This is a genomic window from Salmonella sp. NW722 (assembly GCF_051702785.1).
In the GTDB taxonomy this organism is placed as follows: domain Bacteria; phylum Pseudomonadota; class Gammaproteobacteria; order Enterobacterales; family Enterobacteriaceae; genus Salmonella; species Salmonella enterica.
In genome coordinates this window covers 473,500-495,984 of record NZ_JAMMIN010000002.1, presented here as the reverse complement: position 1 = coordinate 495,984, position 22,485 = coordinate 473,500, and the positions used below count along the sequence as shown (strand labels likewise).

Below are 22,485 nucleotides of genomic sequence, written 5' to 3'. Positions count from 1 at the left end.
GACGACCTGACGCAACGGTTTATCCCCGCTGGCGCGGGGAACACTGGGGAAAAACCCCGACCAGTTTTGCGAGGCGCGGTTTATCCCCGCTGGCGCGGGGAACACTTTGATCATGTCGGCGATGTCGTACACCAGCGCGGTTTATCCCCGCTGGCGCGGGGAACACCATTTCGTCCTCTGCCAGCTGTGCCGCGTGGGCGGTTTATCCCCGCTGGCGCGGGGAACACGCGGCGACCAAAAATATTAACGACCTGATTATCGGTTTATCCCCGCTGGCGCGGGGAACACGACGCCAGATTTAATATTAATTCCCGCAATTCCGGTTTATCCCCGCTGGCGCGGGGAACACACGCCGGATTTAATACTAATTCCCGCAATCCCCGGTTTATCCCCGCTGGCGCGGGGAACACGTCGCCAATCAGACGAATATCCGCCATGACGGCGGTTTATCCCCGCTGGCGCGGGGAACACCGCGGCGTCGATTTTGGTTTCGTCTTTTTTGTCGGTTTATCCCCGCTGGCGCGGGGAACACGTATTAAATAAATCAAGATCAAGCCCCATATCCGGTTTATCCCCGCTGGCGCGGGGAACACACTAAACGTATATTGTTGTTTATAAACTATTTTTTATCATCACCACATTCCACCAACATAATCGCAACAATTTAAATTATTAAAGAACAGCTAATTTGCTGATTTTGATGCAAAAAAGTTCATAGAATGATTTTTTCTTTAAATTTACCAAAATAGCGTGATCCGTGCATCGCTATGGAAAAATTTATCAGCGCTTTTATACACTCATCGAAATTCACATAGAGAAAATAAACAATGCAAGGTAATGGATGAGTCACAGACGGCATCGGCAGGCCGTCCGTAAAATTGATAGAGCATCAGGCGATATTTAAATATTTATGCGTTTGCATAGACAGCCGCCAGTTACGTGCAATACACGTTTCAATACACAGACGCGTCGCGTCTTCTTTCTGGCTAATAGGCTGTAAAGCAATCACGCGCGGTTTATCATCGCTCAACGTGGCTAACAGTTCATCCAGCGCCTCAATATCACGAACTCGCCCAACGGGATGCTTGATTTCATTGGCGCGCTCCAGCGCCTGGGAAAGCACGTCATATCCTCCGCGCATATTCACTTTTGGTGAAACCGTGACCCAGGTGTTAGGCGTACAGCGCACTTCATGCGTCCCGCTGGTTTCAATCTGGCAACTAAAACCACTCTTTTCAAGCAGATCGGTGAGCGGCATGAGGTCGTGAATACAGGGTTCGCCACCGGTGATGACAACGTGACGCGCGGTATAGCCCTGACGGTTAATTACTGCCAGCAAGTCTTCACTGCTCGCAGCACCCCATTTGTCGCTCTCTTTGGTTTTTGCCAGAATGCTGAACAGAGACACTTCCCGATCGCTCAGTTTATCCCAGGTGTGTTTGGTATCGCACCAGGCACAGCCGACCGGACATCCCTGTAAACGAATAAAAATAGCGGGGACGCCGGTAAAATAACCCTCGCCTTGTAGGGTCTGGAACATCTCGTTAATCGGGTACTGCATAGCGTTCTCTATTAAGGGGATAATCGTTAATTATTGCAGATTTCGTCTGCCCGGTCATGCACAGCGGCTGCGCTATTGAACAGATACAAAAAAACCCGCCGAAGCGGGTTTATACGTTAAGAGGTAAAAGCAGGATTACGCCTGGCCTTTGATCTCTTTACGACCGTTGTACGGTGCTTTTTCGCCCAGAGCTTCTTCGATACGAATCAGCTGGTTGTATTTAGCAACACGGTCAGAACGGCTCATAGAACCGGTTTTGATCTGGCCTGCAGCGGTACCAACAGCCAGGTCAGCGATGGTAGCGTCTTCAGTTTCGCCAGAACGGTGAGAGATGACAGCAGTGTAGCCAGCGTCTTTCGCCATCTTGATTGCAGCCAGAGTTTCGGTCAGAGAACCGATCTGGTTGAATTTGATCAGGATGGAGTTAGCGATGCCTTTCTCGATGCCTTCTTTCAGGATTTTGGTGTTGGTTACGAACAGGTCGTCACCAACCAGCTGGATTTTGTCGCCCAGTACTTTGGTCTGGTATGCAAAACCGTCCCAGTCAGACTCGTCCAGACCATCTTCGATGGAAACGATCGGGTACTGTTTGGTCAGTTCTTCCAGGAAGTGGGTGAATTCTTCGGAGGTGAACGCTTTGTTGCCTTCGCCAGCCAGAACGTATTTACCGTCTTTGTAGAATTCAGATGCTGCGCAGTCCATCGCCAGGGTGATGTCTTTACCCAGCTCGTAACCAGCCGCTTTAACCGCTTCAGCGATAACAGCCAGTGCTTCCGCGTTGGAGCCCAGGTTCGGCGCATAGCCACCTTCGTCACCCACAGCGGTGTTCATGCCTTTGCCTTTCAGCACTTTTGCCAGGTGATGGAAAACTTCAGAACCCATACGGATGGCTTCTTTAACCGTTTTCGCGCCAACCGGCTGGATCATGAATTCCTGGATGTCGACGTTGTTGTCAGCGTGCTCGCCGCCGTTGATGATGTTCATCATCGGAACCGGCATGGAGTATTTGCCCGGAGTGCCGTTCAGTTCAGCAATGTGCTCGTACAGCGGCATACCTTTAGCGGCAGCAGCAGCTTTGGCGTTAGCCAGAGAGACAGCCAGAATGGCGTTTGCACCGAAGTTAGATTTGTTTTCAGTACCGTCCAGGTCGATCATGATTTTGTCGATGCCAGCCTGGTCTTTAGCGTCTTTGCCAAGAATAGCCTGAGCAATCGGGCCGTTAACCGCGCCAACAGCTTTGGTTACGCCTTTACCCAGGAAACGGGATTTGTCGCCATCGCGCAGTTCCAGCGCTTCGCGGGAACCAGTAGAAGCACCTGACGGAGCCGCCGCCATACCTACGAAACCACCTTCCAGGTGTACTTCAGCTTCAACAGTCGGGTTACCACGGGAGTCGATGATTTCACGACCGATGACTTTAACGATTTTGGACATTAGGTTTTCCTCAAGTCACTAGTTAAACTAAAACTTCAGACAAACGGTGCACCGCTGAGGGTGCACCGCCGTTCTAACTTTTTTACTTCGCCTGACGTTTCTGATGCTCGTTGGCGGCTTTAACAAAGCCGGCGAACAACGGATGTCCATCACGCGGCGTGGAAGTAAATTCCGGATGGAACTGACAGGCCACGAACCACGGATGATTCGGTACCTCAATGATCTCGACTAACTGATCATCACCGGAACGGCCTGCGACACGCAGACCCGCTGCTTCAATTTGTTTCAACAACATATTGTTGACTTCGTAACGATGGCGATGACGTTCAACAATCGTCGACGCGCCGTACAACTGACGTACCAGACTGTCATCGCTAAGCTGGCACTGCTGCGCGCCCAGGCGCATGGTGCCGCCCAGATCGCTTTTCTCGCTACGGACTTCAACGTTACCGTCTTCATCGCGCCACTCGGTAATTAACGCCACAACCGGGTACTTACAGTCTGGCACAAATTCCGTTGAGTTGGCGTTGTCCATGCCGGCCACGTTACGAGCGAACTCAATCAACGCAACCTGCATCCCCAGGCAAATGCCCAGATAAGGAATATTGTTTTCACGCGCATAGCGCGCAGTGGCGATTTTACCTTCAACGCCACGATAGCCGAAGCCGCCGGGGATCAGGATAGCGTCCAAATCTTTCAGAATTTCGACGCCGCGCGTTTCAACATCTTGCGAATCGATCAATTTGATGTTGACGGTAACGCGGTTTTTCAGACCACCGTGTTTCAGCGCTTCGATCACCGACTTATAGGCATCCGGCAGTTCAATATATTTGCCGACCATGCCGATAGTCACTTCGCCTGCCGGGTTCGCTTCTTCGTAAATGACCTGTTCCCATTCAGACAGGTTAGCTTCCGGACAGTTCAAGCTGAATCGTTTACAAATATAATCATCAAGCCCCTGAGATTTCAACAGGCCTGGAATTTTATAAATGGAATCGACATCTTTCATTGAAATAACGGCTTTTTCCGGCACATTACAGAACAATGCAATTTTTGCACGCTCGTTGGCAGGAACCGCGCGATCGGAACGACAAATCAGAATATCGGGCTGAATACCGATAGACAGCAGCTCTTTCACGGAGTGCTGAGTCGGTTTAGTTTTCACTTCGCCCGCAGCCGCCAGGTAAGGTACCAGCGTCAGGTGCATAAACAGCGCGTGTTCACGACCGATATCTACCGCCAATTGACGAATCGCCTCAAGAAACGGCAGCGATTCGATATCACCGACGGTACCGCCGATTTCCACCAGTACCACATCGTGGCCTTCGCCACCTTCCAGCACGCGCTCTTTAATCGCGTTAGTGATGTGAGGGATTACCTGTACGGTTGCGCCCAGATAGTCGCCACGGCGTTCTTTACGCAGAACGTCGGAGTAGATACGGCCAGTCGTGAAGTTGTTGCGGCGAGACATCTTGGTGCGGATGAAACGCTCGTAGTGCCCCAGGTCCAGGTCGGTTTCAGCGCCGTCTTCAGTAACGAACACTTCCCCGTGTTGGATTGGGCTCATAGTACCCGGATCGACGTTGATGTACGGATCCAGTTTCATGATGGTCACGTTGAGACCACGGGCTTCCAGAATGGCTGCGAGGGAGGCTGCGGCAATGCCTTTACCCAGAGAGGATACGACCCCGCCGGTCACAAAAATATAGTTCGTTGTCATGCGGAACCTGAGAAGTTAGGTTTAAAAGACGATGGAATAACCAGGACGGGAAAGCAGTATACCCGAACATGACCTACGCCACAAACTTTCATTATTCCTCCTCTTCGTCAGGCTGACATTCACACAGGGAGGGAGAAAATAGCCCCTTTGAGGTAAATGTTTTTGACGTAAATCAAGCGCTTGTTATTTAAAAAATCACACAAATCGCTCTTGACCGCCTAAAACCTTTAGAGATCAATTTCCTGGCGTTTTACTTCCTGCCAAACTTCTTCCATTGTTTCCAGGTCCACCCCGGTCATTTCCAGGCCTCTGGCTGCGACAATACGTTCAACTTCGCGAAAACGACGTTCAAATTTATCGTTCGCTTTTTGCAAAGCGAGCTCCGCTTTCGTACCTAAATGACGCGCCATGTTGACCGTGGCAAAGAGCAAATCGCCCATTTCCTCTTCCAGTTTAGCCTGATCAACAACCGCCTGCCGCGCCTCGAACATCACCTCATCGATCTCTTCATAGACCTTATCGACGACCGGTCCCAGCGTCGTCCAGTCAAAGCCCACGTTTGAACACCGTTTCTGGATTTTTTGCGCGCGCATTAAGGCCGGTAAGCTGCGCGGAATATCGTCCAGCGCGGAATGCTGCGCTTTTTGCGCGCGCTCTTCCGTTTTGATTTGCTCCCAGCGAGCTAAGACTTCTTCGCTATTATCAGCGGAAAGCTCGCCAAAAACATGCGGATGGCGGCGCTCCAGCTTGTCGCTGATGGCAGCGCAGATATCATTAAAATCGAAGCGGCCTTCTTCCTGCGCCATCTGCGCGTAAAACACCACCTGGAACAACAGGTCGCCCAGTTCGCCGCGCAAATCGTCAAAATCCTCACGCGCAATCGCATCCAGTACTTCATAGGTTTCTTCGAGGGTGTAAGGGGCAATAGTGGCGAAGGTCTGCTCTTTATCCCACGGACAGCCGTTTTCCGGGTCACGCAGGCGCTGCATGAGGGTGAGAAGACGGTCAATTTGATGGTTAGTTGTCATGGTTTTTAATCGGTTGTAAATACCAGCGACAATTGTAACGTATTATTCTTAACCATTCACGCACAGAGACACTACGACAACGCCTATATAATAAAATATATTGTTAACAGGTGTTGAATGCTACCTTCCCCGTATAACTTTAAAATTATTAATCGATACACAACAATATAATAATCATATAGCTAATTTATTAAAAAAACAGATATTTGCACCAGACATTATAAATAACATCAATTAAGTAAAAAAAAATTATGCAAACACTATAAGTACCCCACCCAAAGAGCCTTCCCTTTCAAAAAAATAAATTATTTCACTTTTACGGAAAAACGAGTAGCATGCACGCCAGTTTAATATTCAAAAAAGACCGCTTTTTTTGTTTTTTCTGGAACATACATGAAATAAATATATTGAAAGTATTACATATAATATTCAATGAGCAGGTACGATCATTCAGCTCATAAGAATATACTCATAAAAATGTAGAAATATAATATTTTTATTATGACCTATTTTTTACCCAAAGCCCGCAGCATGGCTCTATGCCGCATATCCCTTGGTATACGCGTACAAAATGCTGCCATAAAACACGTTAATTAAGGATAACACGATGAAGTCATCTCATTTTTGTAAACTGGCAGTAACTGCATCTTTAGTTATGGGAATTGTCTCCGGCGCTCAAGCCGCGGGTAGCAACACAGCAAAGGTCACTTTCCTTGGTAATATTGTTGACTCCCCCTGCTCCGTCACATTGGATACGGAAGATCAAACAGTCAATATGGGCTCAAGTATCGGTAATGGCACGCTGAGTAATGGTAAAACGACCATCAATAATGCCCGTACTTTTCATATCGATCTTGAGGGTTGTACCTGGGCTACCGAGAAAAATATGAATGTGGTATTCACTACAGGTAGTGGAACCACAGCGGCTACAGGCGCCACGGATAATCTCGCGCTGATGAAGACTGACGGCACTGGCGCTATTAGCAACGTAAGCCTGGCAATCGGCGATGCTGGCAAAAACAATATCAAACTGGGCGATACCTATACACAGGCCATTGCGGACCTGGACGGAGATACCATTCTTGATGAGAAGCAAAGCCTGAATTTCACCGCCTGGCTGGTTGGCGCAGCAACCGGCACCGTAGGCACAGGTGAATTCAGCAGCGCCGCCAACGTCACTATCTCTTACCTGTAATTCAGTTAACAGAGTCACGACGATAATACCCTGCCGCTTTAGGTAGGGTATTCCTGTTGAGTTTTATTGCGGAATATATTTGATGAATAACACATGGAAAAGTGTTCTTTGCCCAATAGCGTGCGGAGTGGGAATGCTTCTAAGCGCCTCCCCTTATAGCGCGTCAGGCAAAGACATCGAATTTAATACCGATTTCCTCGATGTAAAAAATCGCGATAACGTTAACATTGCACAGTTTTCTCGTAAGGGTTTTATTCTGCCAGGCGTCTACCTTTTACAAATTAAAATTAACGGACAGACTCTGCCGCAGGAATTTCCTGTTAACTGGGTTATTCCAGAACATGACCCACAAGGAAGTGAGGTTTGCGCAGAACCAGAATTAGTTACGCAATTGGGTATAAAGCCGGAACTCGCGGAAAAACTCGTCTGGATAACGCACGGTGAACGACAATGTCTGGCGCCAGATTCACTGAAAGGCATGGATTTTCAGGCCGACCTGGGACACTCCACGCTGCTGGTGAATTTACCCCAGGCGTATATGGAATACAGCGATGTCGACTGGGACCCGCCCGCCCGCTGGGATAATGGTATTCCCGGCATCATTCTGGATTACAACATTAATAATCAGCTCCGCCACGATCAAGAAAGCGGCAGCGAAGAGCAAAGCATCAGCGGCAACGGGACATTAGGCGCGAACCTGGGCGCATGGCGACTACGGGCCGACTGGCAGGCCAGCTACGACCATCGTGACGATGACGAGAACACTTCCACCCTCCACGATCAGAGCTGGAGCCGCTACTACGCCTATCGCGCACTACCGACGCTCGGGGCCAAACTTACGCTGGGCGAAAGCTATCTCCAGTCCGATGTTTTCGACAGCTTTAACTATATCGGTGCCAGCGTCATTTCTGACGATCAGATGTTGCCGCCGAAACTGCGCGGCTATGCGCCGGAGATCGTGGGCATTGCGCGCTCTAATGCCAAAGTCAAAGTATCCTGGCAGGGGCGCGTACTGTATGAAACGCAGGTGCCCGCAGGACCGTTCCGTATTCAGGATCTCAACCAGTCCGTTTCCGGTACGTTGCACGTCACCGTGGAAGAGCAGAACGGTCAGACCCAGGAGTTTGACGTTAACACCGCATCGGTTCCCTTCCTGACGCGCCCCGGCATGGTGCGCTACAAGATGGCGCTGGGCCGCCCGCAGGACTGGGATCATCACCCCATTACCGGCACATTCGCCTCGGCGGAAGCTTCGTGGGGGGTCACCAACGGCTGGTCGCTATATGGCGGCGCAATTGGAGAAAGCAACTATCAGGCCGTGGCGCTGGGAAGCGGTAAGGATCTTGGCGTGGTGGGCGCGGTGGCGGTCGACATTACGCACTCCATCGCCCACATGCCGCAAGACGACGGGTTTGACGGCGAAACGCTGCAGGGTAACTCATATCGCATCAGCTATTCCCGTGACTTTGATGAAATCGACAGCCGACTAACCTTTGCCGGATACCGCTTCTCAGAAAAGAACTTCATGAGCATGAGCGACTACCTGGATGCGAAAACCTATCATCATCTCAATGCTGGTCACGAAAAAGAACGCTATACGGTCACCTATAACCAGAACTTCCGTGAACAGGGCATGAGCGCCTATTTCAGCTACTCACGCAGTACCTTCTGGGACAGCCCGGATCAGAGTAACTATAACCTGTCTCTTTCCTGGTACTTCGACTTAGGGTCGATAAAAAATCTCAGTGCGTCGCTGAACGGCTATCGCAGCGAATATAACGGTGATAAAGATGATGGCGTCTATATCTCGCTGTCTGTTCCCTGGGGCAATGATTCCATCAGCTACAACGGTACGTTTAACGGTAGTCAACACCGTAATCAGCTCGGCTATTCCGGCCACAGCCAGAACGGCGATAACTGGCAGCTTCACGTCGGGCAGGATGAACAAGGCGCGCAGGCAGACGGTTATTACAGCCATCAGGGCGCGCTGACGGACATCGATCTAAGCGCGGATTATGAAGAAGGATCGTACCGTTCACTGGGCATGTCGCTGCGCGGCGGCATGACGCTGACCACCCAGGGCGGCGCGCTACACCGGGGAAGTTTAGCGGGCAGCACACGTTTGCTGGTTGATACCGACGGCATTGCGGACGTCCCCGTTAGCGGTAGCGGCTCGCCAACCTCAACCAACATTTTCGGCAAGGCCGTGATTGCGGATGTCGGAAGCTATTCGCGCAGCCTGGCGCGTATCGATCTGAACAAATTGCCGGAGAAGGCGGAAGCTACTAAGTCGGTTGTGCAGATCACGCTCACCGAAGGCGCCATCGGCTACCGTCACTTTGACGTGGTCAGCGGCGAGAAAATGATGGCGGTTTTCCGGCTGGCAGACGGCGACTTCCCACCGTTCGGCGCCGAAGTGAAAAACGAGCGCCAGCAGCAGTTGGGCCTGGTGGCCGATGACGGCAACGCCTGGCTGGCGGGCGTAAAAGCCGGGGAAACATTGAAAGTCTTCTGGGATGGCGCGGCGCAGTGTGAAGCATCACTCCCGCCCACGTTTACACCGGAGCTATTGGCCAACGCGCTATTGCTGCCGTGCAAAATGCTGGAAGGTCAGCCCACCACCGCACCGCAGAAAAGTTCTCCGCTGCCTGCGCAACCGCTAATCCAGGAACATACGCAAACCGATGGCCAACCGGCCGCGCCGGTGGCGACAACCACTCAAACCCCGCCCATACCGCTGGCTGACAACCATGCGGTGAATCGCAAGGATATGGAATAAAGGGAACCCGTAATGAACAAGACCAACCATTTTAAGCGCCAGGCGCTTATCGCTTCGGTATTACTGGCTGCGCCGCTGGTATCGCACAGCGCGATTGTGCCGGATCGTACCCGCGTTATTTTTAACGGCAATGAAAATTCAATCACCGTCACGCTGAAAAACGGCAACGCCACTCTGCCCTATCTCGCACAGGCGTGGCTGGAAGACGATAAGTTCGCCAAAGATACCCGCTATTTTACCGCCCTGCCACCACTGCAGCGTATTGAGCCAAAATCCGACGGGCAGGTTAAAGTCCAGCCGTTACCAGCCGCGGCTAGCCTACCGCAGGACCGGGAAAGTCTGTTTTATTTCAACGTGCGGGAAATTCCGCCGAAAAGCGATAAACCTAATACGCTCCAGCTGGCGCTGCAAACGCGTATTAAGTTTTTCTACCGCCCGGTAGCCGTAGCCCGGCAGGTGGATAAGACGCACCCGTGGCAGACGAAGCTCACGCTGACCTACCAGGGCGATGGAGTGATCTTCGACAACCCCACACCGTTTTACCTCGTCATCAGCAATGCCGGTAGCAAAGAGAACGAAACCGCCTCCGGCTTTAAAAACCTGCTGATTGCCCCGCGTGAAAAAGTGACCTCTCCCATCAAAGGTGCCTCGCTTGGCAGCTCGCCGGTGGTGGGCTACGTCGATGATTACGGCGGCCATCGCCTGCTGGTTTTTACCTGCTCAGGGAATACCTGCAAGGTCAATGAGGAAAAAACCCGTGACGCTGAGAAGAAAGCGAATAAGTAATCCTGTGCGAAAGAGATCCATGACGATGTTGACTCGCTGGAAAATGCTGGTGCTGCTGTGCGGTGGATTCGTTGCCGGCACCGAGGCTGCCGGCACAAAAACCGTGCAACTGGAGCTGCATCTGGTCGTCACTCAACCACCGCCCTGTACGGTAGGCGGCGCTTCCGTAGAGTTTGGCGATGTCCTGACCACCAAAGTTGGCGATGCTTCTCAAACGAAACCTGTGGGCTACAGCCTGAACTGCGATGGCAGAGCGAGCGACTATCTGAAGCTACAAATTCAGGGGACCACCACCACCATCAGCGGGGAGCAGGTTCTGCAAACTTCGGTTCAGGGGTTAGGCATCCGTATTCAGCAGGCGGGCAATAAGCAACTGGTTCCGGTTGGCATAACGGATTGGCTGAACTTCACCCTGAGCGGCAGCAATGGGCCGGAGCTGGAAGCCGTACCGGTTAAAGAGCCCACCACGCAGTTAGCGGGGGGCGATTTTAACGCCAGTGCGACGTTAGTCGTGGATTACCAGTGATGGAGAGATTCATAGTGAAAAGGGCGCTTATCCTGACGCTTTTAATCACCCAGTTTGCCTGCGCCGACAATTTGACCTTTCACGGCAAACTGATAAACCCGCCCGCCTGTACTATCAATAACGGTGAAACGCTGGAGGTCAGTTTTGGTAGCGTGATTATTGATAATATTGACGGCGTCAATTACCTGACCGAGATCCCGTGGACCCTTACCTGCGACAGCAGCTTTCGCGATGACGCATTAACTTTTACGTTGAGCTATCTGGGCACGGCGACGCCTTACTCCGCAAATGCCTTAACCACCAATGTCCCTGAACTGGGCATTGAACTTCAGCAGAACGGCACGGTGTTTCCTCCCGGCACGTCGCTAACTATCGATGAGTCTTCGCTTCCCACACTAAAAGCCGTGCCGGTAAAACAGCCCGGTAAAGAGCCTGCCGAAGGCGATTTTGAGGCTTTTGCCACGTTACAGGTGGATTACCAATGAACCGTATTTTTCAAACTGCCGGGTATTTGATCGGAGGCGTAATGTTATGGGCGGTTTGCAATACGCTACCTGCCGCCACGCCTAATGTGCACTACAGCGGTAAGCTGGTTGCCGGCGCCTGTAACCTGGTAGTGGATAATGACACGATGGCGACGGTGGATTTTCATACTATTGGCAGTGACAATTTCGACGCCAGCGGGCAAACCACTCCTGTTCCATTCACACTTAGCCTCCAGGATTGCAAAACAGCGCTAGCCAACGGCGTGCTGGTGACCTTTCAGGGCGTTGAAGACAGTACCCTGCCCGGACTGCTGGCGCTGGAGCCCTCGTCGGAAGCCAGTGGTTTTGCGATTGGCGTGGAAACGGCTGCACAGCAACCAGTGAGTATCAATGCAACAGAGGGTACGGCTTTTGTGCTGAAAGAAGGAATTACCACCATCAACTTGCAGGCCAGGCTGCAAAAATACGCTGGTGAAGAGGTTATGCCGGGGGAATTTTCGGGTAGCGCAACAGTGAGTTTTGAATATCAGTAAGCTATAGGTAAAATTATAAGGATATGAAATGCAGCGAATTTTATTACAGCTAATACTGGTAATAATATCTGGTTTTTGGTGTATTGCGCTACAATGCGCTGAAGTAAGAACGGATATAGAATATAATTCTCAAATTATTTCACAGTTTGATAGCCTTGGTGCACTGACTGGCGATCCTACACTCGATACCATCCATACCCCATTACCAACAAACATTCATATCCTTTCATCGTGCACTAAGTCAGGTGGAGGCGATGGGGGTGGTTGTACTACTCAAGGTACAATTCCCTATGGACTTGAATCCACCCTTGAGTTTGATCCATCAACTTCTTTCATCAATACAACCGCTGTCGATAACGGAATCACTTATAGTTTTACTGGTGAAGCGGTAAAAGCGACGGCACATGCCGACTGTACGGGTAATCAGGCAACTAACAGCGCAATTTGTGTATGGGATAAATCATTTTCACTTCCCCTCACCTTACTTACCAAACAGAATGGAATAACAATTAACCAGCAAAATCTTACAGTTTCGGTAATACCCGGAGGAGGAAATAATGACACTAATCAATATTCATCCCTTTCCGGCCATATTATTATTGATGAATCGGTAAGCAGTTACGCTAGTTATGAACCGGAAACATCGGGCATTGAGAATCTGAAATTCAAATGGACTGTAACAGTGACAGAAGATACCGAGGGGGATTTCGGTATATGGAACGGTTCACTTGTACTTAATGGCTCTCCAGCGTCCACCCTACATCGTTATTTTCCTCCAGAAATAGTAGATGCTTCATTTTCTGAAAATACGATAGTGCACAGTACAGAAGTCGCCATGACTGGCGCAAAAAATAATGTCGAGCTAGCCTCTGTATATCTCTACCATGGCAATACGCCATGCGACGATACATCCTTGTGTAACTACAGTCTTAATAAGACGTCAGTTGCTCTTGTATGTCACGATCTGAATGCGCAGCTTGCCTTTAGCAGCACTTGTAATGCTTCAGACACAACACATTGCCTGAACGGCAAAGTAGGTACGATAAATGGTACCTGGGGGAAAGTCAGCATTGATACAACTTGTGCAATCACCGTTTTGATACCCTACGAATAAACACAGGAAAAATGATGACCATAAGCAAAAGAATCATAATTTCATTCATTCTATTTATGTTCTTCGCCAACAATACATTTGGATCTGGATACGTTAAGATCAATGCCGAATTGAATAATATGGCAGGCAGAGGGGCAGGTACAGCTGATTTAAATAGTGACCTACGGGTTAGAACATCATTATTACCAGAGAATATTGAGATGTTATGTACTGGTGGAAAACTACGTGGCAGTCAGGTAACGTGCGCCCCTGGGCTATGGGTCGATATTGAATCAACGATAACAATGGATTCCAGTATAAGAATGATCATTGGCAGCACTTTTTTCACACTTCCCAATATGACTGAAACCCGCCGGGCCCGCTGTACATCACATGATAATTCCACACTTGATTGTGTCTGGACCAGCAATATCGATACACAATTAAATATATCACCACTATACGATGCACCAATAATCAAACAAGATTTAAAATTACATATCGAACCATCTTCATATGATTACGCACAATCGCAATATATTGATGGGAAAATAACTTACAATACCAAAAAACATCAAGTATCCTATGACGCTTATAGTATAACAGATTACGGCTTTACAGACCATAATATAAAAACGGAAATTTCGATTATTGACGCCAATTTTGGGACCAGCATTACCACCATTAATGATAAAATGTCATTTTATAGTGACAGCGTACAAATTATCGCTTCAATCGATCCTGAAAATTTAGCTGCTTCTTTTGATAAATACTCAGAAGTAACCTCAATAAATAAAGAATTTAGTGGACCAAAAACCAATGAGCTCATTGCAAATATTTTTTTAAGACATGGAAATATGCCCTGTGATGTCTATGAATCAGATTCAATTTGTGCACAAATAATAGATAATGCAACAGTATCAATAGCATGTGATGATAAAAACATGCAGATTGAGGCTATTCCCTGTGATCAAAACAATACTGAATGTGCCCGTTCACAGATGGTAGAACTTCGTGGTACCTGGGGACGAGTCAACATTGACACCGATTGTGCGGTAACCGTATTACTGCCATACGAATAGAAATTTGAACAAAACCGATTTTCATGGAACCATACCAGATATCTGGTAAGCAGATAGCTACCAGATATCTTTATAAAACATCAAGCCGTAGCCCTCGAGTATCTCCCTACATCCCGAATAATATCTGATAGATGATTAATATATCGATCGGCCTGTATTTCGCCAAAATGCTGCCAGCAGTAATGCCAGATATTTTCCAGATCTTCACTGGCCTTTGGCGTTAATTTTACCGTTCTCATCGGGTTTGATCATCCCTGTTTTGACCTTCCGTAAAAAGGCATCCTTTTCCCAGGCCTGCGGCTCTCCGCTGTTCAGACCTTCAGCCAGAAGTTCACGTAACGCCTGAAGTAGTGACTCGGCCTGTTTTTCCCTCAGCAGACGAAGAGACTCTCTGATCACTTCACTTTGTGTTCTGTAATCACCTGATTCTATGAGCGATTCAATAAACTCGCGCAGTTCATCGCCAGGATCAACGGTCATTGTTCTGACCATAACAGCCTCCACTGTAAGTATAAATCTTACATAAGAGTACACCGGAAATGAAATGTACGTCGAAAACATACCCCATATCTCATGCTTATGGGGTTGGCTAATGCGGCTTTGCTGAACGAGTAGCAAAGCCGCTACATTATTACTGTCTGGGGTTTACCCCCCGTGCAGTCGCCGTGCATCAATCACATCCGGCACCTGGTTCAGCTTACCGAGCACGCGGCCCAGCACCTGCAGGTTGTAGATCTCGATGGTCATATCAATGGTGGCGATCTGCTGTTTAATGTCGCTGCGGCTGGCGACGCCCAGCACGTTGACTTTTTCGTTAGCCAGAATGGTGGTGATATCGCGTAGCAAGCCGCTGCGATCGTTGGCCTGGACGCGCACCACCAGCGAATATCCCGCCGAGTAGCTCTCGCCCCATACCGCCTCTACGATCCGCTCCGGCGCATGGGAGCGCAGTTCCGCCAGCTGTTCGCAGTCGGCCCGGTGCACGGAAATCCCTCGCCCCTGAGTAATGAAGCCGACAATTTCATCCCCCGGAATCGGCTGGCAGCAGCGGGCAATGTGGTGCATCAAATTACCCACGCCTTCTACCACCACGCGCCCGTCGTCTTTACGACGATTTTGCGGCGCGTATGTTTTTTGTTGAAGCTGTTTCAGCGCCGCTGCATCCTGCTCCTCTGCACTCGGCTTATTGAACTGCGATTGCAGGAAATTCACCATCTGATTAAGACGGATATCGCCGCCGCCTATCGCCGCCAGCAACTCTTCCAGCTCATTAAAGTTGTAGCGCGGCAGCAGATGTTTCTCGGCCTCTTTCAGGCTAATCCCCAAATGCGCCAGCTCATCGTCGAGGATCTGCCGTCCAGCCAGGATATTTTTGTCACGGTCCTGTTTACGGAACCAGGCGTGAATTTTCGAGCGTCCGCGGCTGGTCGTCACATAGCCCAGGTTTGGATTCAGCCAGTCGCGGCTGGGATTCGGCTGCTTCTGAGTGATAATTTCAACCTGATCGCCCATCTGCAACTGATAGGTGAATGGCACAATACGGCCGCCGATTTTCGCGCCGATGCAGCGGTGCCCGACATCGCTGTGGATGTGGTAAGCAAAATCGAGCGGCGTAGATCCAGCAGGCAAGTCAACCACGTCGCCTTTTGGCGTAAAAACGTAGACCCGATCGTCAAACACCTGGCTGCGCACTTCATCCAGCATTTCGCCGGAATCGGCCATCTCTTCCTGCCAGGCGATCAGCTTACGCAGCCACGCAATTCTGTCTTCATGACCGGAGCGCACGCCGCCGGACGCGGCGCCTTCTTTATACTTCCAGTGTGCCGCCACGCCCAGTTCGGCGTCTTCATGCATCTGTTTGGTACGAATCTGGATCTCAACGGTTTTACCGCCCGGTCCCAGGACCACGGTGTGGATAGACTGGTAACCGTTCGGTTTCGGGTTAGCGACATAATCATCGAATTCATCCGGCAGGTGACGATAATGCGTATGCACTATCCCCAACGCGGCGTAGCAGTCTTGCAGACGTTCAGCGACAATACGCACGGCGCGCACGTCAAAGAGTTCATCAAACGCCAGATGCTTTTTCTGCATTTTGCGCCAGATGCTATAAATATGTTTTGGTCGTCCGTAGACTTCCGCCTGCACGCCTTCGTTTTTCATTTCGGCGCGCAGATGTCCAACAAACTCTTCGATGTAATGTTCGCGATCGAGACGGCGCTCATGCAGCAGTTTGGCGATGCGTTTGTATTCCGCCGGATGCAGGTAGCGGAAACAGTAGTCTTCCAGTTCCCACTTCAGTTGCCCGATGCCCAGACGATTAGCGAGCGGCGCATAGATGTTGGTACATTCTTTCGCCGCCAGCACGCGCTCATCTTCCGGCGCCTCTTTCACTTCGCGCAAATGAGCGATTCGCTCGGCCAGTTTGATCACCACGCAGCGGAAATCATCCACCATCGCCAATAACATTCGACGGACGTTATCAACCTGCTCCGAAGAAACAGAGTCGTTATGAGTGGCGTTTAGCTGACGGATCGCCGCCATATCGCGCACGCCATGAATCAGGGTAACGATAGCTTTGCCGACGCTTTCGCGCAGTACATCTTCGCTGACTACGTTGGCGTCGGCCAGAGGGAACAGTAGCGCCGCCCGCAGCGTGTCGATATCCATACTCAGCGTGGAAAGAATTTCTACCATCTCCACGCCACGCCACAGCAACAGATCCGCATCCGGATGTCCTTGTGTCTGTTGCAGGCAATACGCCCAGGTTTCGGCTAAGCGCTCACACGACTGCTGGCTGGAAATTCCCAGGCTTGCGATCCACTTCTTCGGATCAAATTCACCAGCTTTATTAATATGTGCACTTCTTACCGCGACCATCGTCCTCTCCTTAAGGGACCAGGCCTACCGAAGTCGGTAAGCCGGTAATCATTACATGCGCTCGAACAGAACCATTGATTCCAGATGTCCTGTGTGCGGGAACATGTCGAGCATCGCTAAACGCGTAACCTCATATCCCGCATTGACCAGCGCTTCACTATCGCGCGCCAACGTCGCCGGGTTACAGGATACATAAACAATGCGAATAGGTTTTAATTTTATAATATGTCGCATCACTCCTGTAGCCCCCGCACGCGCAGGATCGAGTAAGACTTTGTCAAAGCCGTTTTTCGCCCACGGCTGCTTCGTGACATCTTCCTCCAGGTTCTCATGGAAGAATGTCACATTATGTAAACCATTGCGGATGGCGTTTTCACGGCCTTTTTCTACCAGCGCCGGAACGCCCTCAACCCCAATCACGCTTGCCGCGCGCGTTGCCAGCGGCAGCGTAAAATTCCCCATTCCGCAGAACAGATCCAGGACACGATCCTCGGCGCGCACATCAAGCCACTCCAGCGCGCGGGCGACCATTTGCTGGTTTACCGCCTCATTAACCTGAATAAAGTCTCGCGGACTGAAGGCTAAACGTAAGCCGTGCGAAACATACCAGGGCGCCTCGCCAGATACCGTTTCCAGTATCTCGCTAAACGGCGCCAGAAACAGAGACAATCCCTCAGAATGCGAAAAGCGTTCCAGTTTTTCTTTATCCGCCGCACTTAATGGCGCGGTATGGCGCAGAATCATCAGCGTACCGCTTCCCGCCTGTACCAGCTCAACATGCCCAAGATGTCGGGTGCCGTGTAAACTCGCCAGACACGCCCTGATTCGGGGCAGCAATGCTGCAAGCTGGGGCGCCAAAACGGGGCACTGTTCGACATTGACGATATCGCTGGAACCCGCTTTGCGAAATCCCATTTGCAGCGGTTTATCCGGCGGGCAATTCAGACTTAACCGCGCACGACGCCGATAACCCCAGGGCGCGCCGGCGATGATGTCATTCACCTCGTGTTTCATCAAACGCGCCAGCGCCGCGCTTTTGCTGCGTTGTTGCAGGGCGATGCTGACATGCTGTTGCTGACAACCGCCGCAGACGCCAAAATGCGGGCAGCGCGGCGTTTCTCGTTCCGGGCTATCATTCAAACGGCGCGAAACGCGTGCGCGGGCAAATTGCTTTTTATCTTCTGTAATAATGACTTCTGCGCTTTCCTCAGGCAATAAACCGGGGATAAACAGCGTCTTTCCGTTATGACGGGCTACGCCCTGACCAAATGAATCGAGGTCATTGACTTTAACGGTTATGATCTGACGCGTCGTCACGCGCCGTTTTGCAGAGTAGAATTGCGCCATCGACCAGGTTTTTCTCAATTTAACAGTGTGACCCTAATTGTCCCATAACGGAACTCCATGACCAACTACAGCCTGCGCGCACGCATGATGATTCTGATCCTGGCCCCGACCGTCCTGATAGGTTTGCTGCTCAGTATCTTTTTTGTAGTGCACCGCTATAACGACCTGCAGCGTCAACTGGAAGATGCCGGCGCCAGTATTATTGAACCGCTCGCCGTCTCCAGCGAATATGGTATGAACTTACAAAACCGGGAGTCTATCGGCCAACTTATCAGCGTCCTGCACCGCAGACACTCTGATATTGTGCGGGCGATTTCCGTTTATGACGATCATAACCGCCTGTTTGTAACGTCTAATTTCCATCTGGACCCCTCACAGATGCAGCTTCCCGCCGGAGCGCCGTTTCCACGTCGTCTGAGCGTCGATCGCCACGGCGATATTATGATTCTGCGCACCCCGATTATCTCGGAGAGCTATTCGCCGGACGAGTCAGCGATTGCCGACGCGAAAAATACCAAAAATATGCTGGGGTATGTGGCGCTTGAACTGGATCTCAAGTCGGTAAGGCTACAGCAATACAAAGAGATTTTTATCTCCAGCGTAATGATGCTTTTTTGTATTGGCATTGCGCTGATCTTTGGCTGGCGGCTTATGCGCGATGTCACCGGGCCTATCCGTAACATGGTGAATACCGTTGACCGCATTCGCCGCGGACAACTGGATAGCCGGGTGGAAGGATTTATGCTGGGCGAGCTGGACATGCTGAAAAACGGCATTAATTCCATGGCGATGTCGCTTGCCGCCTATCACGAAGAGATGCAGCATAATATCGATCAGGCCACTTCGGACCTGCGTGAAACCCTTGAGCAGATGGAAATCCAAAACGTTGAGCTGGATCTGGCGAAAAAGCGTGCCCAGGAAGCGGCGCGTATTAAGTCGGAGTTCCTGGCGAACATGTCGCACGAACTGCGAACGCCGCTGAACGGCGTCATTGGCTTTACCCGCCTGACATTAAAAACGGAGCTGAATCCCACCCAGCGCGACCATCTGAACACCATTGAGCGTTCCGCGAATAATCTGCTGGCAATCATTAATGACGTGCTCGACTTCTCCAAGCTGGAAGCCGGTAAGCTCATTCTGGAAAGTATCCCTTTTCCACTGCGCAACACGCTGGATGAAGTGGTTACGCTGCTGGCCCACTCGTCGCATGATAAAGGGCTGGAGTTGACGTTAAATATTAAAAACGACGTCCCGGATAATGTGATTGGCGACCCGCTGCGCCTGCAACAGGTCATTACTAATCTGGTGGGTAATGCCATTAAGTTCACCGAGAGTGGCAATATCGACATTCTGGTGGAAAAGCGGGCGCTCAGTAACACCAAAGTACAGATTGAAGTGCAGATCCGCGATACGGGGATCGGCATTCCGGAACGCGACCAGTCGCGACTGTTTCAGGCGTTTCGCCAAGCCGATGCCAGTATTTCTCGCCGTCACGGTGGCACCGGCCTTGGGCTGGTGATTACGCAAAAGCTGGTCAACGAAATGGGCGGGGATATCTCTTTCCACAGCCAGCCTAATCGCGGCTCGACCTTCTGGTTTCATATTAATCTTGATCTTAACCCAAATGTTATTATTGACGGGCCGTCGACCGCATGTCTGGCCGGAAAACGGCTGGCTTATGTCGAACCGAATGCTACCGCCGCGCAATGTACCCTGGATCTACTGAGCGACACGCCGGTGGAGGTGGTTTACAGCCCGACCTTCTCCGCGCTGCCGTTAGCGCACTACGATATTATGATTTTGAGCGTTCCGGTGACCTTCCGCGAGCCGCTCACCATGCAGCATGAACGTCTGGCGAAAGCGGCGTCAATGACGGACTTTCTACTGCTGGCGCTACCTTGCCATGCGCAAATTAACGCCGAAAAGCTGAAACAAGGAGGCGCGGCGGCCTGTCTGTTAAAACCATTGACGTCAACGCGCCTGTTGCCAGCGCTGACGGAATATTGCCAGTTGAATCACCATCCTGAACCGCTGCTAATGGATACCAGTAAAATCACCATGACGGTTATGGCGGTTGATGATAATCCCGCCAATCTGAAGCTTATCGGCGCGTTACTGGAAGATAAAGTCCAGCACGTAGAACTTTGTGATAGCGGACATCAGGCGGTAGATCGGGCGAAACAAATGCAGTTTGATCTGATTTTGATGGATATTCAGATGCCGGATATGGACGGCATACGCGCCTGCGAATTGATTCACCAGCTTCCTCATCAGCAGCAAACACCGGTTATTGCCGTTACGGCACATGCGATGGCCGGGCAAAAAGAGAAGTTGCTCAGCGCGGGCATGAACGACTATCTGGCTAAACCGATAGAAGAAGAGAAGTTGCATAATCTGTTGCTGCGCTATAAACCTGGCGCCAACGTAGCAGCGCGTCTGATGGCGCCGGAACCGGCTGAGTTTATCTTCAATCCGAATGCGACGCTCGACTGGCAGCTTGCGCTCCGCCAGGCTGCCGGTAAGCCCGATCTGGCGCGGGATATGCTGCAAATGCTGATTGATTTTCTGCCGGAAGTGCGCAACAAAATTGAAGAACAACTGGTGGGAGAAAATCCCAACGGCCTGGTCGATCTGGTCCATAAGCTACACGGGAGCTGCGGCTATAGCGGCGTACCGCGGATGAAGAACCTTTGCCAGCTTATTGAGCAACAGCTTCGCAGCGGCGTCCACGAAGAGGAGCTGGAGCCTGAGTTTCTGGAGCTGCTGGATGAGATGGATAATGTCGCGCGTGAAGCGAAGAAGATATTAGGCTGATATTCGCCGGATGGCGGCGTGACCGCCTTATCCGGCCTACAACTCAGCGTAACTGTTGCCCCGCTTTCAGCGTTGCAGCCACGTTGCGCGCGGTCATTCGTACGTTTTCACTCGCATTCTTCAGCGCGTCCTCCAGCGTGCAGATGGTATAAATCACGCTGAAAACGGCATCAAGCCCATGTTCATGAACCACGCCAACGTCCGCCGTCAGGCTACCCGCAATACCAATTAACGACTTGTTATACCGTTTGGCGATGTTTGCCACGCCAATAGGGACTTTACCGTGAATGGTCTGGCTGTCGATGCGCCCCTCGCCGGTGATGACTAAATCAGCATCCGCAAGACACGCTTCCAGATGAAGCGCATCGGTGACAATCTCAATGCCACTCCGTAGCTGCGCGCCGCAAAACGCGTATAACGCCGCCCCCATGCCGCCTGCCGCGCCGCCGCCTGCCAGATCCAACACATCGACATGCAGATCGCGGGCAATCAAATGCGCATAGCGAGTCAATGCCGTATCCAGGCGTTCAATCATTTCCGGCGTCGCCCCTTTTTGCGGACCAAAAACCGCAGACGCGCCCTCTTTGCCGGTAAGGGGATTCGTGACATCGCAGGCGACCTCTATATGGCACGCCGACAAACGCTTATCCAGGCCGCTGATATCAATGCTGGCGAGTGTTTCCAGCCCAATGCCGCCTTGCGCAATATCATTGCCCTGCGCATCCCGTAGCCTGGCCCCCAGCGCCTGCACCATCCCCGCGCCGCCATCGTTGGTGGCGCTACCGCCGATACCAATAATGATATGCTCAACGCCCGCATCCAGCGCATGACGGATCAGCTCGCCGGTTCCCCATGACGTGGTCTTCAACGGATCGCGTTGAGCGGGCGGCACCTGCTCCAGCCCGCTGGCGGCCGCCATTTCAATGAACGCGGAACGCGCATCGCCGGAAAGCCCATAAAACGCATTGACGCGATGCCCCAACGGCCCGGTGACCTCAACATGCACGATTCGACCCGCCGTCGCTTCAACCATCGCTTCGACAGTACCTTCTCCGCCATCAGCCAGCGGCAATTTCAGGTAATCGGCGTCAGGCCAGATCTCGCGAAATCCTTGTTCAATGGCGGTCGCTACCTCAAGAGCACTCAAACTTTCCTTATACGAGTCTGGTGCGATCACTATTTTCATAAGTCGTCCTTACGCATGTTGATCCTGTTAAGCATA

General features: G+C 51.2%; 17 protein-coding genes, 1 pseudogene and 1 CRISPR repeat array (1 of these 19 only partly in view). Of the genes and pseudogenes, 9 read left to right on the top strand and 9 right to left on the bottom strand.

The features are described 5' to 3' along the window. Window positions 1-593: direct repeats of the CRISPR family, unit length 29 nt; unit sequence CGGTTTATCCCCGCTGGCGCGGGGAACAC; it reaches 1,388 nt to the left of the window's first position. A gap of 296 nt (window positions 594-889) precedes the next feature. The 4 genes from queE to mazG form a co-directional block, all read right to left on the bottom strand. Next, entirely contained in the window at window positions 890-1,561 is a 672-nt protein-coding gene (queE, locus tag NA330_RS06685; RefSeq protein WP_001199961.1) for a 7-carboxy-7-deazaguanine synthase QueE, read from the bottom strand. Window positions 1,562-1,696: 135 nt separating this feature from the next. Next, entirely contained in the window at window positions 1,697-2,995 is a 1,299-nt protein-coding gene (gene eno / locus NA330_RS06680; RefSeq protein WP_000036734.1) for a phosphopyruvate hydratase, read from the bottom strand. A gap of 82 nt (window positions 2,996-3,077) precedes the next feature. Further along, on the bottom strand, window positions 3,078-4,715 hold the full coding sequence (pyrG, locus tag NA330_RS06675; protein WP_000210863.1) for a glutamine hydrolyzing CTP synthase: 1,638 nt from the start codon (window positions 4,713-4,715) through the stop codon (window positions 3,078-3,080). Between the two features lie 227 nt (window positions 4,716-4,942). Next, entirely contained in the window at window positions 4,943-5,743 is an 801-nt protein-coding gene (mazG, locus tag NA330_RS06670) for a nucleoside triphosphate pyrophosphohydrolase (RefSeq protein ID WP_023241556.1), read from the bottom strand. Window positions 5,744-6,350: 607 nt separating this feature from the next. Here mazG and NA330_RS06665 point away from each other — a divergent pair. The 8 genes from NA330_RS06665 (at window position 6,351) to NA330_RS06630 (ending at window position 14,222) form a co-directional block, all read left to right on the top strand. Continuing rightward, on the top strand, window positions 6,351-6,938 hold the full coding sequence (locus NA330_RS06665; protein ID WP_000842512.1) for a fimbrial protein: 588 nt from the start codon (window positions 6,351-6,353) through the stop codon (window positions 6,936-6,938). Between the two features lie 82 nt (window positions 6,939-7,020). Beyond that, the gene (locus tag NA330_RS06660; protein WP_071588228.1) at window positions 7,021-9,717 is read left to right on the top strand and encodes a fimbrial biogenesis outer membrane usher protein; all 2,697 of its coding nucleotides are present in this window, start codon (window positions 7,021-7,023) and stop codon (window positions 9,715-9,717) included. Between the two features lie 12 nt (window positions 9,718-9,729). Continuing rightward, the gene (locus NA330_RS06655; protein ID WP_001044459.1) at window positions 9,730-10,503 is read left to right on the top strand and encodes a fimbria/pilus periplasmic chaperone; all 774 of its coding nucleotides are present in this window, start codon (window positions 9,730-9,732) and stop codon (window positions 10,501-10,503) included. 19 nt (window positions 10,504-10,522) lie between these two features. Next, entirely contained in the window at window positions 10,523-11,029 is a 507-nt protein-coding gene (locus tag NA330_RS06650; protein ID WP_000178267.1) for a fimbrial protein, read from the top strand. Window positions 11,030-11,043: 14 nt separating this feature from the next. Continuing rightward, complete coding sequence (locus NA330_RS06645; protein WP_000816751.1) at window positions 11,044-11,514, top strand: fimbrial protein; 471 nt, start codon at window positions 11,044-11,046, stop codon at window positions 11,512-11,514. Next, window positions 11,511-12,047, top strand: coding sequence for a fimbrial protein (locus NA330_RS06640; protein ID WP_023181502.1), 537 nt, complete (start codon window positions 11,511-11,513; stop codon window positions 12,045-12,047). Before NA330_RS06645 ends, NA330_RS06640 begins: the two co-directional genes overlap by 4 nt. A 28-nt stretch (window positions 12,048-12,075) precedes the next feature. Further along, window positions 12,076-13,161, top strand: coding sequence for a hypothetical protein (locus tag NA330_RS06635; RefSeq protein ID WP_001188944.1), 1,086 nt, complete (start codon window positions 12,076-12,078; stop codon window positions 13,159-13,161). 11 nt (window positions 13,162-13,172) lie between these two features. Further along, window positions 13,173-14,222 (top strand): hypothetical protein, encoded by a 1,050-nt coding sequence (locus tag NA330_RS06630; protein ID WP_071786046.1) that lies wholly within the window; start codon window positions 13,173-13,175, stop codon window positions 14,220-14,222. Window positions 14,223-14,341: 119 nt separating this feature from the next. On the opposite strand, the pseudogene NA330_RS06625 reads toward NA330_RS06630, so the two are convergent. The 4 genes and pseudogenes from NA330_RS06625 to rlmD form a co-directional block, all read right to left on the bottom strand. Then, window positions 14,342-14,461 (bottom strand): annotated as a pseudogene (locus tag NA330_RS06625) (type II toxin-antitoxin system RelE/ParE family toxin); the annotation flags it as partial. Then, window positions 14,427-14,783 (bottom strand): type II toxin-antitoxin system ParD family antitoxin, encoded by a 357-nt coding sequence (locus tag NA330_RS06620; RefSeq protein ID WP_023888681.1) that lies wholly within the window; start codon window positions 14,781-14,783, stop codon window positions 14,427-14,429. The gene NA330_RS06620 and the pseudogene NA330_RS06625, both read right to left, overlap by 35 nt. A gap of 84 nt (window positions 14,784-14,867) precedes the next feature. After that, window positions 14,868-17,102, bottom strand: coding sequence for a GTP diphosphokinase (relA, locus tag NA330_RS06615; protein ID WP_023241557.1), 2,235 nt, complete (start codon window positions 17,100-17,102; stop codon window positions 14,868-14,870). Window positions 17,103-17,153: 51 nt separating this feature from the next. Beyond that, the gene (rlmD, locus tag NA330_RS06610) at window positions 17,154-18,449 is read right to left on the bottom strand and encodes a 23S rRNA (uracil(1939)-C(5))-methyltransferase RlmD (RefSeq protein WP_023241558.1); all 1,296 of its coding nucleotides are present in this window, start codon (window positions 18,447-18,449) and stop codon (window positions 17,154-17,156) included. A gap of 57 nt (window positions 18,450-18,506) precedes the next feature. Between rlmD and barA the strand changes: the two genes are divergently transcribed. Further along, window positions 18,507-21,263 (top strand): two-component sensor histidine kinase BarA, encoded by a 2,757-nt coding sequence (gene barA / locus NA330_RS06605; protein WP_000186400.1) that lies wholly within the window; start codon window positions 18,507-18,509, stop codon window positions 21,261-21,263. A 43-nt stretch (window positions 21,264-21,306) separates the two neighbouring features. On the opposite strand, the gene NA330_RS06600 is transcribed toward barA, so the two are convergent. Then, window positions 21,307-22,449 carry a glycerate kinase gene (locus tag NA330_RS06600; protein WP_023241559.1) on the bottom strand — a complete coding sequence of 381 codons (1,143 nt, stop codon included), beginning with the start codon at window positions 22,447-22,449 and terminating at the stop codon, window positions 21,307-21,309. Between the last annotated feature and the right edge of the window lie 36 nt (window positions 22,450-22,485).